The following is a 16,906-nucleotide window of genomic DNA, read 5'->3' as shown; positions in this document are numbered from 1 at the left end:
ATTTGGAAGTAATAAAGAGTGGCTATTTACACTTTTTTTACCTTTATAATACTCTCTATACCATCTTTTGCACAAAAAAAGCGTACAAAAATGAACGATAAACAGATCGTTATATATCAGTTACTGCCCCGTTTGTTCGGGAATAAAAATACTACTAATACACCTTACGGAACCATCGAACAAAATGGTTCTGGCAAGTTTAACGATATTACCGATAAAGCTTTAGATGGTATAAAAGAACTCCATGTAAATTACGTTTGGTATACAGGAGCCATTGCACACGCCAGCCTAACCGATTATTCTGCTTACGGAATTAAGGTTGATGATGCTGATGTGGTAAAAGGCAGGGCAGGTTCGCCTTATGCCATCCGTGATTATTATGATGTGGATCCTGATTTAGCTGTTGATGTTAAAAACAGGATGGATGAATTTGAGGCTTTGATTAAAAGAACACATGCCAAAAACTTAAAAATTTTGATCGATTTTGTACCCAACCATGTCGCCAGGAGTTACCATTCTTATTCAAAACCGGATGGCGTAGTTGATTTTGGGGCACAGGATGAGGTAACCAAAGCATTTAGCCCTAAAAACGATTTTTATTATATACCTGGTCAGGCTTTGGTGGTTCCTGCAAATGGGCAAAAAACACCACTTTCGGCACTTCAGGATGCAAAGTTTAAAGAGAATCCAGCAAAAGCAACTGGGAACAATGTGTTTTCTGCTCAGCCTAAATACGATGATTGGTACGAAACCATCAAGTTAAATTATGGAGTAGATTATCAAAATGGGGAGAAAAAATATTTCGATCCCATTCCACCGGTTTGGCTAAAAATGCGTGATATTTTAACCTTTTGGACCAATAAAGGGATTGATGGTTTCAGATGTGATATGGCCGAAATGGTTCCTATTGCATTTTGGAACTGGGTCATTCCTCAGGTTAAAAAAGTGAATCCTGATTTAATTTTTATCGGAGAAGCCTATATTCCACAAGTGTACAAACAATATTTAGACGAAGGTAAATTCGATTACCTGTACGATAAGGTAGGTTTATATGATGGTTTAAAAAGATTGGTCAGGAATGAACCAAACGCAGATGTAAAAGATATTAGTTTCGTTTGGCAGAAAGAGAGTGCTGGTTTTGGCCAACGCATGTTACGCTTTTGGAAAACCATGATGAAGAACGCATCGCATCTGCAGGATTTGCAGGCAAGGCCGAACTGGCTCTACCTGCAATGGTAGTTACGGCAACTTTAGGTGGTGGTCCGGTGATGCTTTATTTTGGTCAGGAAGTTGGCGAACCCGGAAAAGGGCAAGAGGGTTTTGGTGAGGACGATAATAGGACCACCATTTTCGATTATTGGGGCGTTCCGAATCACCAGAAATGGATGAACGGCGGCTTATTTGATGGCCATAAATTAAATGCTGCACAGCAAAATCTAAGGGCTTATTATAAGCAATTATTAAAAGTAACCACAACAAGTGATGCTGTAATTAATGGCAGAATTTATGAAGTGCCAGCTACCGGCAATATGAATAAGCGCATGTACGCTTTTATCCGTTATTCAGGTAAACAACGTCTATTGATCGTGGCCAATTTTAATCGAACAGAAGCTTTAACTGCCAACATTCAAATCCCAGAGGAGATTTTAAAGGTTAAAAGTTCATCGCCCGTTACCGAGCTGTTAACAGGTAAAAAATTAAATATTCCCGCAGGAACAAGCATTCCAGTAACCCTGGCACCGGTTAGTGCACAGGTGATAGAATTTTAAGAACAATGAATTAACCGCAAAGAACGCTAAGTGTGGCGCAAAGGAAGCAGAGGTCGTATTTTAATTTCCACTTTATGTCTCTTTGCCTCTGTGCCCTTTGCGGTTACAAACTAAACCAGATATAATGACGTTAAAAACAATATTCGAGAACCCCAAATTAACACTCGCACAGATCATCAACATGAGCGTTGGTTTTTTCGGGATCCAGTTCGGTTGGGATTTACAAAGGGCCAATATGGGGCGTATTTACGAAAACCTGGGCGCCAATCCCGATCAGGTTCCATTATTGTTTTTGGCAGCACCTTTAACCGGATTGCTCGTTCAGCCTGTTATTGGTTACCTGAGCGACCGTACCTGGCATCCAAAATGGGGGAGAAGAAGACCTTATTTTATGCTTGGAGCTATTGTAAGTAGTATTGCCTTAATCTTTATGCCACATAGCAGTGTATTGTGGATGGCAGCCGGACTGCTTTGGATTCTGGATGTTTTTGGAAACATTGCCATGGAACCTTTCCGCGCTTTTGTTACTGATAAATTGCCTGATAGCCAGGTGAACCGTGGTTTTATTATGCAGAGTATGATGATTGGTTTGGGTGGGAGTGTTGCATCAGCCTTGCCCTGGATCATGAACAATGTTTTCCATTTAACTAATACGGCAGCGCAAGGTAATATCCCCGAAAATGTAAAATTTTCTTTTTATATCGGTGCATTTTTCTTTTTCGCTGCAGTATTATGGACGGTGCTTACCACTAAAGAATACCCGCCTCAGGATGTAGATTTCAAAGAAAAAGTAAAAGAAAGCAATAAAGGTTTTGGTGGTGGTGCAAGAGAGATTTTTCATGCCTTGAGGAATATGCCAAAAAGGATGCAGATTGTTTCCCTGGTTCAGTTTTTTACCTGGCCAGGTTTATTTTTAATGTGGTTTTATTACACTACAGCCGTTGCTGTTAATGTTTTTGGCGGTAAAGATGCTGCTGATCCGGTTTATGCACATGGTGCAGATTTTGGCAGTTTAACACTCGCTTATTACAGTGTAATTACTTTTCTGTTTGCCCTGGTACTACCAAAAATTGCCGATACATTGGGCCGCAAAACCACCCATTCCCTTTGTTTAATCTGCGGAGCAATCGGTTTGATCAGTGTGGCCTGGGTGCACGATAAAAATATGCTGTATTTATGCATGACAGGCGTGGGTATTGCCTGGGCCAGTATCCTTTCTATGCCTTATGCTATGTTAAGCGGATCGCTGCCTAAAGATAAAATCGGGATTTACATGGGGATTTTCAACTTCTTTATTGTATTGCCAGAAATTATTGCTTCGCTTGGTTTTGGGTGGCTTATGCGTAATGTGCTCAATAACGACAGGCTTTTGGCGGTACAATTAGGCGGTGGATTGATGATTTTAGCGGCAATAATCTGTTATTTATTTATCCGTGAACCAAAGAAAGCAGATGAAGTTTTAACTTCCAAACTGGAAGTAGAAGAAAATAGATCGGTCTAAAACACTACTCTATGGTCTGTGTCCTCACAGACCATTATTCATATTTCGGCCTGTGGGGACACAGACCGAGGTACATAAAATATTTATTTTCAGTGCGCTCCGTGATAACTCGGTGTTCTCTGTGGTAAAACCAATAATAATCCTAACCAAATGAAAAGAATAATTAACCACCTTGTTTCGTGTGTGTACGAAACAAAAAGAGTCAAAACCATTGTTTACCTTTTACTATTAGTAATAATATGTAGTACGGCCTGTAAAAAAGCATCAGATGGTGTTTTAGAACCTGCGCCAACTGATCAAAAAGCTGATCTGCCTGCAGGAGCCAAAGATGGTGTCGCGTTTATCAATAATGGGACATCGGCCATTGTGACCTTGTACTCGCCCGGTAAAAAATCGGTTGCACTGATCGGCGAATTTAACAATTGGTCAACCAGCGCAACACCGATGAGAAACACAACCGATGGAAATTACTGGTGGATCCAGGTTGATAATTTAAACCCAGCTACAGAATATGCCTATCAGTTTTATGTAGATGGAAGCCTGAAAGTAGCCGATCCCTATTGCGAAAAAGTGCTTGATCCGGATAATGATCAATATATTTCTGCGGCGACTTACCCAAACTTAAAAGCTTACCCAACAGGTAAAACTACAGGAATTGTGAGTGTGATGCAGGCCAATCAACCCGTTTATACCTGGAAGAATAGCGGCTTTACGCGTCCAGATAAAAATAACCTGGTGATTTATGAATTGCTGATCCGCGATTTTACCTCCGATCATAATTATGCATCAACCTTGGCCAAACTCGATTATTTAACTGGTTTGGGTATCAATGCTATTGAGTTAATGCCGGTAAATGAATTTGAGGGAAATTTAAGCTGGGGTTATAATCCTTCTTTTACTTTGCCCCCGATAAGTATTATGGTACTAAAACCGCTCTGCAAAACTTCATCGATGAATGCCATGGCCGCGGAATAGCCGTAATTATGGATATGGTATTAAATCACTCTTTTGGTCAATCGCCTATGGTGCAATTGTATTTCGATGGCTCAAAACCTACTGCAAACAGCCCATGGTTTAATGTTGATGCTAAACATCCATTTAATGTAGGTTACGATTTTAACCATGAAAGTTCGGCGACTAAAAAATTCTCGAAAGACGTGATGAAGTTTTGGATGCAGCAATATAAAATTGATGGTTTTCGTTTTGATCTGTCAAAAGGATTTACACAGAAACAATCAACAGATGATACACAGTTCAGGTTATACGATGCTGGTCGTATCGCCATCTGGAAAGACTATAATGGCTACATTAAAAGCTTAGACCCTAATTTTTATGTGATTTTAGAACATTTTGCCGAAGAATCAGAAGAAAAGGTATTGGCTGATGACGGTATGATGATTTGGAATAACCTCAATTACAATATGAACGAGGCCACAATGGGCTGGCTGGATAATTCCAATTTTCAGTGGGGCTTTTATGCCAATCATGGCTTCACCAGGTCTGATGGTCTGGTTACCTATGGTGAAAGTCACGACGAGGAACGTCTGAACTTTAAAAATATCACTTATGGAAATGCTTTAGGCAGTTATGTGATTAAAGGAAACCTGGCCACTTCCTTAAAAAGAGAAGAACTTGCAGCAGCATTTTTGTTCAGTATACCCGGACCGAAAATGGTTTGGCAATTCGGAGAACTGGGTTATGATATCAACATCGATTTTAATGGTAGAACAGGCGAAAAGCCAATTAAATGGGATTATTATACTGATCCAAACCGTAAAGCCCTGTACAATGCCTACGCTAAATTTATCAAATTGAAAAAGAATAACAGCATTTTTAATTCAGGCAATTCAACTTATAACCTGGCGGGAGGCGTTAAATACATCAAGTTAACCGAAGGGAGCAATACTGTTGTGGTTGTAGGTAATTTTGATGTGGTGAGCCAAACGGCAAATATCGATTTCGGATCGGCTGGAACCTGGATCGATGCGGTTGGAAATGGTGTTAACTTTTCGGGCAGTACGTATACGAAAACGTTGGCGCCTGGTGAATATCATATTTTTAGTAGCGTAGCTTTAAAATAAATTACAGACCCCGCAGGTTCAATTCGTGGCTTATATTGTTTTTCAATGGTCTCATTGAGGGTTACGCTGTTTAAAAACCTGCGAGGTCTAAATTTCAACTCAGTTCGTGTTGCACGAACTGAAACTTAGTAATAATCTTATTGTTTTTAGTTAATATTGCGATAACAACTAACAACTTAATGGATAACAAATTAGCGCATCATTTATTATGGGAACGATTACGGACTGGCGATAAAGATGCATTTTTTGATCTCTATACGGCACTTTATTATCCATTGGTTAATTTCGGGATCAGGGTTTGTGCCGATGCCGATACGGCCAGTGAAGCCACCGACCTCGTTTTTACCACTGTATGGGAAAAGCATGAAAGTTTAATCCGGGTTGACAATGTTGAAGCTTACCTGCGCACCTTCTTAAAACGGAAATTGCTCAGGATTCTCGAAAGAAAGCGTAAAATTAATGATGCCCTTTTTAATGCAGGTGCAGATGGCGATTGGATGGAGATGAGCTACGAAGAATTTATTGTAAAGGTGCAAAGCGACGAACTGGTACAGCACCAACTCAAAAATGCATTGGAAAAACTCACTTTTCGCCAGAAACAACTGATCCATTTAAAGTTTTTTGAAGGCTTAAGTTACGAGCAGATTGCCGAACAGAGCAACCAGACGATAAAAACGGCCTACAATACCATTTATGATGCCCTTAAAATCCTGAGAAAGGAATTTAATGCATAATTTTAGTTTCGTCATTTCGACCGCAGTGGAGAAATCTAATTGACAGAAAAATTTTCTAAATTTTTCCTGCTAAAACGTAGTTTATTTAGGGATATTTTTGTTTTGGAAACGAACATTCGTGTCTCCGTGGGGACTGTAGCCCCGTTATGCACTCCAATCTTTTTATTGCAATTTAACGCTACAGGCAATAAGTATACTTTAATCATGATTATAGGCAATAAAAAGGATTTCCGTTACTACCGGGTTTAGGGAATTAAGTTTGTAGTCCTTGGCGGCCTAATCGTCTGCACCCTGCACTCCTCAATAGTAATACAGCCTGGGCCATCTAAACCTGATTGCAGCGGTAGCTCCCGATTTTTTCTAATCGGGACTACAAGCGAAAAGCAGGAACATTTTTTGCTAAATGCTTCTGTTCTTGCTTTCCAAAAAATGTGCTTAACTATTTTCAAGCCTGAGAAATCAGCCTTTTTAACCTCAAAATCCATATTATTACAAATTAAATTTCTTCATTCTGCTGGCATTCAGGGCATATATTTCGTCATGTTAAAAAAAGTTAAAATTTCCTTAGGAAAAAATAAAGCTTTTGGGCACTGTTATATAAAAGGCAAAAAGAATGGTTGATAGAAGTAAATTCAATGCAGAAGACTTTCTTGTTGACAGCACTTTCCAGCAATACTGCGCTGGAACAGATAAGCTATGCATTGGATATTGGGAGAAATACATTAATGCACACCCCGAACAGGAAGCGGTAATTGCAGAGGCAAAAAAACTTTATGTGATATTGAGCGGTAACAAACGCCCGCTGGTTAAGCAGGTAGAACAATTTAAAGAAAATATGTTTCCTGCCACTGAAGAAAAAGTCCTTAAACTACAGCGTTATTTATGGTTAAAAATTGCCGCTGCCATAATTTTGGTGCTTGGTGGGGTTTTAATTTATAACACCTATTATAAAAGTACAGGTACAAATAACGTAGTACCCGATGTTTACACTTTCGCTACAAAAAATGGTGAACGTAAAAAAATTATGTTGCCTGATGGCACCTCTGTGCTGTTAAATGCCATGAGTATTTTAACCATTGCTAAAGATTTTAATGATAAATACCGCGAAGTTACTTTAACAGGTGAGGCGTTTTTTGATGTGAAACATAATAAGGAAAAACCTTTTAAAGTACATACCAACGATTTTAACATCAATGTACTGGGTACCGCTTTTAATGTAAAAGCTTATCCGGATGAAATCAGCTCAGAAGCCACTTTGATTCGCGGTTTAATTACCATGGAAGGCGTAAACGGAAATGGCGGTGTAATTACTTTAAAGCCAAGTCAGAAGGTTACGTTTTACAAAAGCGTAGCTCCGCAGCAAAAGAATAAATTGGTCAAACCTGCAGCACCACAGCCCGAAATTACCATTAACCATTACACCAAAATAAAGGACAGCACTATTGTTGAAACCGCGTGGACACAAAACCGGATCGAAATTTACGATCAGGATTTTAGCGAGATCAAAAATGTGCTGGAGAAATGGTACAATGTTGAAATCAGTTTCACTGACCCGACGCTTGAGAAATACCGTTTTACGGCAACCATTACCAATGAGACCATTGAAGAAGTATTACATGCATTAAAAGCAACCGAAAATAATTTTAAATATGAGATAAAGGGAAAACAGGTAATTATCTCAAAATAGGAAGAAAAAAAGGACGGTGTTGGAGCACCGCCCTCTTGAATTTCTTTTTTGATCAATTAATGGCAGTTTATGCGCAAACAGATTGCTGCCAAGAACTTATGCAACCAAAAAAACAAAAATATGATTTATTATTACTTACTGCAAGGGCGCCCAAAATATAAAGCGCTCCTAAAATTCATTATGCTAATGAAACTAGCCTGTATTATGGTTTTCATTACCTGCCTTAATGTTTCTGCATCGGTTTTTTCGCAGGAAAAAATTTCACTGGATGTTAAGAAAACAAAACTGGCCAGGGTTTTACAGATTATTGAGCAGCAAAGCAGTTACCATTTTGTTTACAGCTCTTCCTACGTTCCCGTAAATAAGGATATAAGTATTACTGTAACCAATACTTTGGTTACCGATGTTTTGGCAGCCATTTTAAACAGAACCAACCTGAAATATTCTGTTTCTGATGGCGGCTTAATTGTCATTAGCAAAAATAAAGAAGTCCCCATTTCCGGAACAGTAAAAGATGCGCTTGGCGGTACTTTGCCGGGAGCCAGCGTGAGGGTTAAAGGAACAGGAATAGGTACATCTACCGATATTAATGGTAAATTTTCTCTTAATGCCCCGGAAAATGCAGTTTTGGTGGTTTCTTATGCAGGTTTTCAAACCAAAGAAGTAGGTATAGGCTCACAGACCAGCATTACTATCGTTTTAACGGAAGATACCAAACAGCTTACCGATGTGGTAGTTACGGCTTTGGGTATTAAAAAAGAAAGAAGGGCTTTAGGCTATTCGGTTACGCAGGTAAGTGGCGAAACCTTAACCCAGGCCAGGGAAAATAATGTGGCCAACTCGTTAGTAGGTAAAGTGGCTGGTTTAGATATTAGCTCAACATCAGGTGGTGTGGGCGCGGCAACCAGCGTAACCATCCGTGGGGTTTCCAGTTTAAGTCAAACCAACCAGCCTTTATATGTAATTAACGGTGTACCCATGGAGAATAAACCAGTGGGTTTAAATAACCTGAATGGTAATGGGAACTCAGGTAGTCAATATGATAACGCACCTGATTTAGGAGATGCCGTTGGGAACTTGAATCCAGATGATATTGAAAGTATTTCGGTGTTAAAAGGTGCCGCTGCAGCGGCCTTATACGGTTATCGTGCAAAAGCCGGGGTAATTTTGATCACCACTAAAAGTGGAAAGGGCAACAGCATCGAACTTAATTCCAATTATGTTGCAGAACAGGTAATGGACAGAACCAATTGGCAATATGTTTACGGACAGGGCGCCAATGGGGTAAAAGCCAATTGATGCAGCAGCTGCTGCACAGGTAGGCGGATCTAGCTGGGGAGCAAAATTAGACGGTTCTAACGTGATTCAGTTTGACGGGATAAGCAGACCATATTCTGCGCAGAAAAATAATATTGAAGATTTTTACCGCACAGGGGGCACATGGTCTAATACCCTTGCTTTAAACAAAAGTTTTGATGGTGGTACCATCCGTTTATCTGCCAACGATGTACATAACAATTCAGTTGTGCCAAATTCTGGCTTAAACAGACAATCTTTTTAACCTGGTCGGTACTTTTAACCCAATTAAAAGGTTGACCATTGATGCTCGCATGAACTATATTTTAGAGCAGGCTAAAAACAGACCGATGGTATCAGATGGTGCAGGTAATGCCAATTATAACGTGGCATTTTTACCAACCAGTGTAAGCGTAAAAAACCTCGATCCATGGAAAGATGCCAATGGAAATGAAATTCAGTACAATAAAGGCAATGCTTATGCAACCAACCCCTGGTTTGCGGCAAACGAATTCGTAAACGATACCAAACGCGATCGTTTGATTAGCTCTTTTAATGCCCGTTATACTTTTGATAATGGTTTGTTTGTACAAGGTCGTGCTGGTCGCGATGCTTATAACGACACCTATAAAAATGTAGTTCCATCAGGTACAGCTTATTATGCGCCCGGTAAAATTGTTGAGCAGGCCACCAAATTTGCAGATGTTAACGTCGATGTATTAATCGGCAAGCCTTTTAAAGTAGATGAAGATTTCTCTGTTACTCCAAATATCGGTGCGAGTTACCGTAGAACAAATGTAACGCAAACCACCAATAGCGGTGCCGATTTCGCCGTTTCCGGCGTTTATAATATTCTTAACGCTAAAAATAAATCGGTGGCGTATGTCGCATCCGAAGCCGAAACACAATCGGTATATGGTACACTTGAACTTGCCTATAAAGATATTTTATATTTAACAGGTAGCGGACGTACCGACTGGTTTTCTACACTGGCAACGCCTGGTAAAGACAATAAGTTAAATGTGGTTTATCCTTCCATTAGCGGTTCATTTGTTTTCTCAGAACTTTGGAAACCATCATTCTTAAGCTTTGGTAAAGTTAGGGCAGGTTATGCAGTAGTTGGTCAGGCCACAGATCCTTATCAAACTTTGTTAACCTATAGTTTAAGAAGTGAGGTTTTAAACGGATTGCCATTGGGTACCATTTCCAACGTAAATATTCCTAATTCTGCATTAAAAGCTTCAAAAGCATCAGAATTGGAGATCGGAACGGAAATGCGCTTCTTCGGAGATCGTTTAAACCTCGATTTTACCTGGTACAAAAAAATATCTAAAGATGAAATCACGTTTGTAACCACATCTACATCGACTGGTTATAGTGGTGCGGTTTTAAATTCTGGTAAAATTCAAAATAAAGGAGTAGAGCTGTTGTTATCGGGTCAGGTGGTAAAAAACAAAGATTTAGTATGGACTTCTTCTTTGAATGGATCGTATAACGACAATAAAGTAATCTCACTTGCTGATGGTGTTACCTCAAATCTTATTGCCACTTCAAGATCTGGCGTTGGCTTTTTACAGAATATCCCGGGCAAAGCCGCCTCTCAGGTAATGGCTTACGATTATAAATATGATGCTTCAGGAAATATTATGCTGGGTGCAAATAACGCCCCACAGCGTGGTGATCTGGTTGCTTATGGTTCTGCATATAATAAATGGTTTGCAGGCTGGAATAACGAGTTTAATTATAAAGGTGCAACCCTATCTTTTTTGATTGATGGTAAATGGGGTGGAAAAGTATTCTCTGCAACTGATTATTATGGTTATGTTTTTGGTTTACACCAGGCTACGCTCGAAAACCGCGAGGCATTGGGTAACACGGCCGCAACTTACTATCAGCTATCGGCAGATAATGTGTCTAATAAATTTGTGCAGGATGCAAGTTTCATCAAGTTCAGGCAGATGACCCTGGGTTATAATTTTCCTGCAAAAATGTTCAACAACAAAATACATGGCTTAAATGTGAGTCTTGTAGGCAGGAACCTGTTTATCCTGATGAAAAAACGGATAATATCGATCCTGAATCGAGTTATAATGCAACCTTTCCGGGATTGGAACTGGGTGGTGTACCTCCGGTTAGAACATTTGGTGTAAACCTTAGTGTGAAGCTTTAAATTTTAAACAGACAAAACAATGAAAACGAACATATTAAAAAAATATAGCCTGTTACTTTGTACCGGCATGTTAATGATCTCGGCTTGTACCAAAAATTTCGAGGATATCAATACCAACCCATCTGCTTATGGCGCAGCAACTTTTGATCCCAATTATACGTTAACCACTGCTCAGCTTACCTATACCGGCAGTATCGATTTCGCTTACGATACCTGGAGGGGAAATTTAATCTATTCTTCTACCATGATGCAGGGACTTTCTACTGTGGTAAGTTATTGGGCGGGTGATAAATATTTATTGAATGAAGGTTATACTGCAGCATACTGGGGCAGCACCACTGTAGGTGCTTATGTAGAGCAGGTTAAACCAATTGTAGATATTGTTGAATTTACAAAGGGATTACCTAAATATAATAACGTACGCCAGGTGGCCCGTTTGTGGAAAGCACTGATTTTTGAACGTATTACCGATCTGTATGGCGATGCACCTTATTCTGAAGCAGGACAAGGTTATTATACCGGTAATCTGGCCCCAAAATATGATAAACAACAAGCCATTTATACGGATTTATTAAAAGAAGTAGAAGAAGCCACCAATGCATTGGATGTAAATGGTGATAAAGTTACCGGCGATGCCATTTATAAAGGTGATATCAACAAATGGAAAATGTTCGGAAATACATTGCTGTTGCGTATTGCCATGCGTTTAACCAAAGTGGATGAAAACACAGCCAAAGCCTACGCCCAAAAAGTGATCGGTAAAACCATGCTCAGTAATGATGATAATGCTTTTGTTAAACATGATGTATCTGGTGCAAGGGTAACGCAAAATAGAAATAGCCAGGTATTATCGGGCGATGGTGGTCAGGAAAACTATTATGTTAAATGGTCGCAAACTTTCATTAATAAATTAAAAACAGCAAACGACCCGCGTTTAGCAAAAGTTGCCGTTACAGGCCTTTATCTGGATGAAAACAGTAAAACACAAAACCCCAATTACAGTGCCGATCCGCTTCTGCAAAAAGGAATGCCTAATGGAAAAGACCTGAGTGGTATAGCAGGCAGAGATGTTCGGCAAGATGCTTCTTACACCACATTTCCGGCTTACTCTTCGCCAAATCCGGCAATGATTAAAAAAGACGGCGTTACATTTATTTTAACCTATACCGAAAGCGAACTTTTATTGGCGGAGGCGGCGCAAAGATGGGCAATAGGCGGTTCGGCTGCTACTCATTATGCCAGTGGACTATCTGCAGGTATCACTTTCTTATCGCAGTATGATGCAAGTTTAGCCATTTCGGGTACAATAGCTGACGCTTATGCTGCTGCCAATCCTTACGTTGCTGCCAATGGTTTAGAAATGATCAATACCCAATATTGGTTGCATACCTGTACCATGCTCGATTTTTATGAAACATGGTCTAACTGGCGTCGGTCAGGATTTCCGGCTTTAACCCCAGTGGTTTATCCAGGTAATGCCACCAATGGTACCATTCCACGCCGTTTCCCATACCCGGTTGAAGAAGCGGCCAAAAATAACGCCAATTACAAAGCAGCCTCTTCGGCTGTACCTGGGGGTGACAACCTCACTGGCAGGGTTTGGTGGGATAAATAAAATAAATCATCCCGATTTATACCTGGCCGGCAGTGCAGCATGCATTGTCGGCCTTTTTATGTGATCTGATTTATAGCAAACGTTTGTGCAGTATTTTATTGTAAAGATCTGATATTTAAAACATTAACTTCGATATAGCAGTGTCAGCAAGTGCAGAAGATGTTGTGATTTAATTGATAAAATGATAAGACCTACTGCTTTATTGCAGCTTTTTTTGCAGAACCGGCATTGCCAAAAGCTTTGCTGGTTTTTTTATGGTAACATTTCTAATCGGTTTTTTGATTAACGGTGCATTAATTTGATATTTATATATCAAACCAAACTTTAAATGAAATTCAGATTTATACTTACCACCTTTTTGTGTGCAGGTTTTTTTGTACATGCACAACAAACGCCAAAAAAGAGTCAGTCAAAAGAAACGGTAACCACCACACAGGTTACCGTTAAAGATGAACCCAAATCATCATCAAACGAAAGAAACATAAAAGTAGAAAGCTCGGTAATCACCAATCATTCAGTAACGATTGATGGAAAAGCCGTTCCATATAACGCCACTACTGGTACATTACCGGTTTGGGACGAAGACGGGCAACCCATAGCCGGCTTGTTTTATACCTATTATGAACGCAGCGATATACAAAACCGCGATAAAAGACCCTTGGTAATTTCTTTTAACGGTGGACCAGGTTCTGCTTCGGTTTGGATGCACATTGCCTATACCGGTCCGGTAGTGCTGAATATTGATGATGAAGGTTATCCTGTACAGCCTTACGGTTATAAAGAAAATCCATATTCTATTTTAGATGTGGCAGATATTGTATACATCGATCCGGTTAACACAGGCTATTCCAGAGCGGTGAGCAAAGATATTCCAACCAATAAATTCTTTGGTTTAAGGGCCGATATTAAATACCTGGCCGAGTGGATCAATACTTTTGTAACCCGGAATAACCGATGGGCTTCGCCAAAGTTTTTAATCGGCGAAAGTTATGGCACCACACGCGTTTCTGGCTTAGCTTTAGAGCTGCAAAACAGTCAATGGATGTATTTAAACGGTGTGGTATTGGTTTCGCCAACCGAACTCGGTATTGAGCGTAGCGGCCCTGTTGATGCAGCTTTGCGCTTACCGTATTTCGCTGCTACTGCATGGTACCATAAAGCTTTGGCAGCCGATTTACAAAGCAAAGATTTAACCGCCATGCTCCCTGAAGTAGAAAGTTTTACCATTAATGAGCTGATTCCGGCCATTTCGCAGGGAGGAATGTTGAGTGCTGATAAAAAGAAAGGCATTGCCGTAAAAATGGCACGTTACTCAGGTCTTTCAGAAAAAGTAATTTTAGATTATAACCTTAATGTACCAACCGATTTCTTTTGGAAAGAACTATTAAGAGATAAAGGGTTTACTGTTGGGAGGTTAGATTCGCGCTATCGTGGCATAGATAAAATGGGTGCCGGAGAAGCGCCTGATTATAATGCAGAACTAACTTCCTGGTTGCATTCTTTTACACCAGCTATCAATATGTACATCCGCAACGAGCTGAATTATAAAACCGATTTGAAATACAATATGTTCGGTTCAGTTTATCCATGGGATAAATCTGGAGATCAGACCGGAGATAATCTCCGCCAGGCGATGGCACAAAACCCGTATCTACATTTATTGGTGCAATCGGGCTATTACGATGGAGCCTGCGATTATTTTAATGCCAAATACAGTATATGGCAGTTAGATGCAGCTGGTAAATTGCAAGACCGTATGAGCTGGGAAGGTTACCGTAGCGGACACATGATGTATTTACGTAAGGATGATCTGAAAACGGCCAATAACCATATCCGTAAGTTTATCAAAAAAGCATTGCCAAAAGCAGGCGAGGCCGCTAAGTTCTAAAAAATTAGAGTTGACAAATTCCTATGCACATTGCTATTAATTTGTCAACTATTTTAGGTTTATTGGGCGCAGTTGAAGAACAATAATTATCGTTCGTCCTGCTTTGCATTGTAAGTCCGTCCCGATGAATCGGGATACTTCGCTTGCGTGCTTTCCATTGCAATCAGGGCTAGGTAGGTTAGGGCGGTGGCATGGAAACCCCGCATAATGCAGAAACCAGAATAAAATAAACCTGATCGTACGGATGCCACTTTTCGTGGCTGGAGGGAGAGCAGGACGGAACCCAACCAAAGTGCCACTGCAATTGCTTTCCAAAAAAAGAAATAAATCGTATTTACAGCGTTCTTTTACCTGTAAAGCCAAAGCAATTCCCCTCCAAAAACGTAAACGAAAAACTGTTGGTTACAAACTAAAAATAATTACTTATTTTTGTGGTTCAATTATGCAGCAAATAAAAACATCATTCGATTTTGAAAAACCTATTGCAGATTTAGTTCAGCAGATAGAAAAGGTTAAGCAAGTTGCCGAAAAAACTAAGGTAGATATGTCTGCCACTTTAGACGAGCTTGATGGTAAATTAGATGAAACTACCAATAACTTATATAAAAATTTAACCGGTTGGAACAAGGTTCAGATGAGCCGTCACCCAGATCGTCCACAAACCCTTGATTATATTAACATGATCTGCGATGATTTTATCGAGATGCATGGTGATAGAACGGTTAAGGATGACAAGGCGATTATCGGTGGTTTTGCTTCCATCAATGGTCAAACAGTAATGGTTATCGGTCACCAGAAAGGTAAAAACACCAAAGAGCGTCAGTTTCGTAATTTCGGTATGGCCAACCCGGAAGGTTACCGTAAGGCATTGCGTTTAATGCGTTTGGCTGAAAAATTCAATAAACCGGTTGTCTCTTTTATCGATACGATGGGTGCTTACCCTGGTTTAGAGGCAGAAGAGCGTGGACAAGGTGAAGCTATTGCCAGAAACTTATTGGAAATGTCTATTCTGCGCGTACCAATTATTTGCATTGTTGTAGGTGAAGGTGCTTCGGGTGGTGCTTTGGGCATCGGTATCGGCGATAAAGTTTATATGTTAGAGCATACCTGGTACTCTGTAATTTCTCCGGAATCTTGTTCATCTATTTTATGGAGAAGCTGGGATTTTAAAGAGAAAGCTGCTGAATGTTTGAAATTGACTTCTGATGATATGTTTGGCAACAAACTAATCGATGGCATCATTCCTGAGCCGCTTGGTGGTGCACACCAGGATCCGGAATTGATGGGTAAAACATTAAAAGAGTATATCGTTAAAGATTTAACTGCTTTAGGTAAATTAAAAACGGATAAGCTGATCGAACAAAGGATTGAAAAATTCTGTGCGATGGGTGTTGTAAACGAATAATCATTAACTAAAATAAATTTGAATCCTGTTCGGCAATGCTGAATGGGATTTTTTTGCGCGCTCACGCTCGTTTCTAACGAGCGTGTAAATAGGATACCGTATTTTACGGTGTTAGTTATCAATATCTTTAGCTTGCTTTACGATATAATCGTAAAGCAATTGCTGCACTCGAAACGAGCGCAAGCATTCAATAAATATTAATCAATGTCTAGTAATTCAATTTCTATTAGTCCTCTAAGCCCATGATAATTAGTCGCGGAACTATAAATATAATGTTCGGGCTCTGATACAATTCCGGCTCTAACTGGATTTTGATGAATGTAATTTAGCTTTTGAAATGTAAAATCTCGACTGATTAATTCAATAGCATGGTAACCATCTTGCCAAACCTTATAATTCTCAATTCTTGTCAAGTATTTGCCTGCAAATTCAAATTTATTTAGCAGCCACTTTTTCCTGCTTTCATTTCCTGAAGTAATCTCTTTGATAATCGCCCTATTCGTAAACTTTTTAAAATCTCTAATAATTTCAAAAAGCTTTACATCTCCACTCGCAGAGGCAATGAGATGTATGTGGTTGGTCATCATGCAATAGGCGTAAAGTGTTAACCCTGTGTTGGATTGGCAGTGTTTTAGTGAATTAATAATAATTTCTTTATACGATGATCGGGTGAATATATCTACCCAATCTACAATCGTAAAAGTTAAAAAATAGATGCCTTCCGGATCTCTTGCTTGGTATTGATCTGACATTTAATAAA

The 16,906-nt window shown here is 39.7% G+C and carries 14 protein-coding genes; 13 read left to right on the top strand and 1 reads right to left on the bottom strand.

The genetic code is table 11. The features are described from left to right. Positions 1-90: 90 nt before the first annotated feature. From ACQ86H_RS25345 to ACQ86H_RS25285, 13 genes are all read left to right on the top strand, one after another. The gene (locus tag ACQ86H_RS25345; protein ID WP_431292894.1) at positions 91-1,239 is read left to right on the top strand and encodes an alpha-amylase family glycosyl hydrolase; all 1,149 of its coding nucleotides are present in this window, start codon (positions 91-93) and stop codon (positions 1,237-1,239) included. Then, the gene (locus tag ACQ86H_RS25340) at positions 1,161-1,769 is read left to right on the top strand and encodes a hypothetical protein (RefSeq protein WP_431292893.1); all 609 of its coding nucleotides are present in this window, start codon (positions 1,161-1,163) and stop codon (positions 1,767-1,769) included. Before ACQ86H_RS25345 ends, ACQ86H_RS25340 begins: the two co-directional genes overlap by 79 nt. 124 nt (positions 1,770-1,893) lie before the next feature. After that, a complete protein-coding gene (locus ACQ86H_RS25335) occupies positions 1,894-3,270 on the top strand; it encodes an MFS transporter (RefSeq protein ID WP_431292892.1) in 1,377 nt (458 codons plus the stop codon). Positions 3,271-3,420: 150 nt separating this feature from the next. Continuing rightward, positions 3,421-4,245 carry a hypothetical protein gene (locus ACQ86H_RS25330; RefSeq protein ID WP_431292891.1) on the top strand — a complete coding sequence of 275 codons (825 nt, stop codon included), beginning with the start codon at positions 3,421-3,423 and terminating at the stop codon, positions 4,243-4,245. After that, positions 4,206-5,351, top strand: coding sequence for an alpha-amylase family glycosyl hydrolase (locus ACQ86H_RS25325; RefSeq protein ID WP_431295474.1), 1,146 nt, complete (start codon positions 4,206-4,208; stop codon positions 5,349-5,351). The genes ACQ86H_RS25330 and ACQ86H_RS25325 overlap by 40 nt, the downstream gene beginning before the upstream one ends. Before the next feature lie 179 nt (positions 5,352-5,530). Then, entirely contained in the window at positions 5,531-6,085 is a 555-nt protein-coding gene (locus ACQ86H_RS25320) for an RNA polymerase sigma factor (protein ID WP_138819882.1), read from the top strand. Positions 6,086-6,698: 613 nt separating this feature from the next. After that, on the top strand, positions 6,699-7,772 hold the full coding sequence (locus tag ACQ86H_RS25315; protein ID WP_431292890.1) for a FecR family protein: 1,074 nt from the start codon (positions 6,699-6,701) through the stop codon (positions 7,770-7,772). Between the two features lie 186 nt (positions 7,773-7,958). Next, positions 7,959-9,071 (top strand): carboxypeptidase-like regulatory domain-containing protein, encoded by a 1,113-nt coding sequence (locus ACQ86H_RS25310; RefSeq protein ID WP_431292889.1) that lies wholly within the window; start codon positions 7,959-7,961, stop codon positions 9,069-9,071. Between the two features lie 61 nt (positions 9,072-9,132). After that, positions 9,133-9,333 (top strand): hypothetical protein, encoded by a 201-nt coding sequence (locus tag ACQ86H_RS25305; RefSeq protein ID WP_431292888.1) that lies wholly within the window; start codon positions 9,133-9,135, stop codon positions 9,331-9,333. Positions 9,334-9,364: 31 nt separating this feature from the next. Further along, entirely contained in the window at positions 9,365-11,218 is a 1,854-nt protein-coding gene (locus tag ACQ86H_RS25300; RefSeq protein ID WP_431292887.1) for a hypothetical protein, read from the top strand. A 39-nt stretch (positions 11,219-11,257) separates the two neighbouring features. Next, positions 11,258-12,853: a SusD/RagB family nutrient-binding outer membrane lipoprotein gene (locus ACQ86H_RS25295; protein ID WP_431292886.1), complete on the top strand. Its 1,596-nt coding sequence runs from the start codon at positions 11,258-11,260 to the stop codon at positions 12,851-12,853. A gap of 328 nt (positions 12,854-13,181) precedes the next feature. After that, positions 13,182-14,741: a S10 family peptidase gene (locus ACQ86H_RS25290; protein ID WP_431292885.1), complete on the top strand. Its 1,560-nt coding sequence runs from the start codon at positions 13,182-13,184 to the stop codon at positions 14,739-14,741. A gap of 442 nt (positions 14,742-15,183) precedes the next feature. After that, complete coding sequence (locus ACQ86H_RS25285) at positions 15,184-16,146, top strand: acetyl-CoA carboxylase carboxyltransferase subunit alpha (RefSeq protein ID WP_431292884.1); 963 nt, start codon at positions 15,184-15,186, stop codon at positions 16,144-16,146. A 197-nt stretch (positions 16,147-16,343) separates the two neighbouring features. Here ACQ86H_RS25285 and ACQ86H_RS25280 read toward each other — a convergent pair whose 3' ends face one another. Beyond that, positions 16,344-16,898 carry an REP-associated tyrosine transposase gene (locus ACQ86H_RS25280; protein WP_431292883.1) on the bottom strand — a complete coding sequence of 185 codons (555 nt, stop codon included), beginning with the start codon at positions 16,896-16,898 and terminating at the stop codon, positions 16,344-16,346. Positions 16,899-16,906: the final 8 nt, after the last annotated feature.

It is taken from the genome of Pedobacter sp. P26 (genome assembly GCF_050632135.1).
GTDB lineage: Bacteria > Bacteroidota > Bacteroidia > Sphingobacteriales > Sphingobacteriaceae > Pedobacter.
The sequence above is the reverse complement of the archived record's forward strand: the minus strand, read 5'-3'. Positions and strand labels throughout refer to the sequence as shown.

Bases quoted from the DNA above. Each gene is read 5' to 3' on its own strand.
- ACQ86H_RS25345 (WP_431292894.1), top strand. From the start codon at position 91: ATGAACGATAAACAGATCGTTATATATCAGTTACTGCCCCGTTTGTTC.
- ACQ86H_RS25335 (WP_431292892.1), top strand. From the start codon at position 1,894: ATGACGTTAAAAACAATATTCGAGAACCCCAAATTAACACTCGCACAG.
- ACQ86H_RS25330 (WP_431292891.1), top strand. From the start codon at position 3,421: ATGAAAAGAATAATTAACCACCTTGTTTCGTGTGTGTACGAAACAAAA.
- ACQ86H_RS25320 (WP_138819882.1), top strand. From the start codon at position 5,531: ATGGATAACAAATTAGCGCATCATTTATTATGGGAACGATTACGGACT.
- ACQ86H_RS25315 (WP_431292890.1), top strand. From the start codon at position 6,699: ATGGTTGATAGAAGTAAATTCAATGCAGAAGACTTTCTTGTTGACAGC.
- ACQ86H_RS25310 (WP_431292889.1), top strand. From the start codon at position 7,959: ATGAAACTAGCCTGTATTATGGTTTTCATTACCTGCCTTAATGTTTCT.
- ACQ86H_RS25295 (WP_431292886.1), top strand. From the start codon at position 11,258: ATGAAAACGAACATATTAAAAAAATATAGCCTGTTACTTTGTACCGGC.
- ACQ86H_RS25290 (WP_431292885.1), top strand. From the start codon at position 13,182: ATGAAATTCAGATTTATACTTACCACCTTTTTGTGTGCAGGTTTTTTT.
- ACQ86H_RS25285 (WP_431292884.1), top strand. From the start codon at position 15,184: ATGCAGCAAATAAAAACATCATTCGATTTTGAAAAACCTATTGCAGAT.
- ACQ86H_RS25280 (WP_431292883.1), bottom strand. From the start codon at position 16,898: ATGTCAGATCAATACCAAGCAAGAGATCCGGAAGGCATCTATTTTTTA.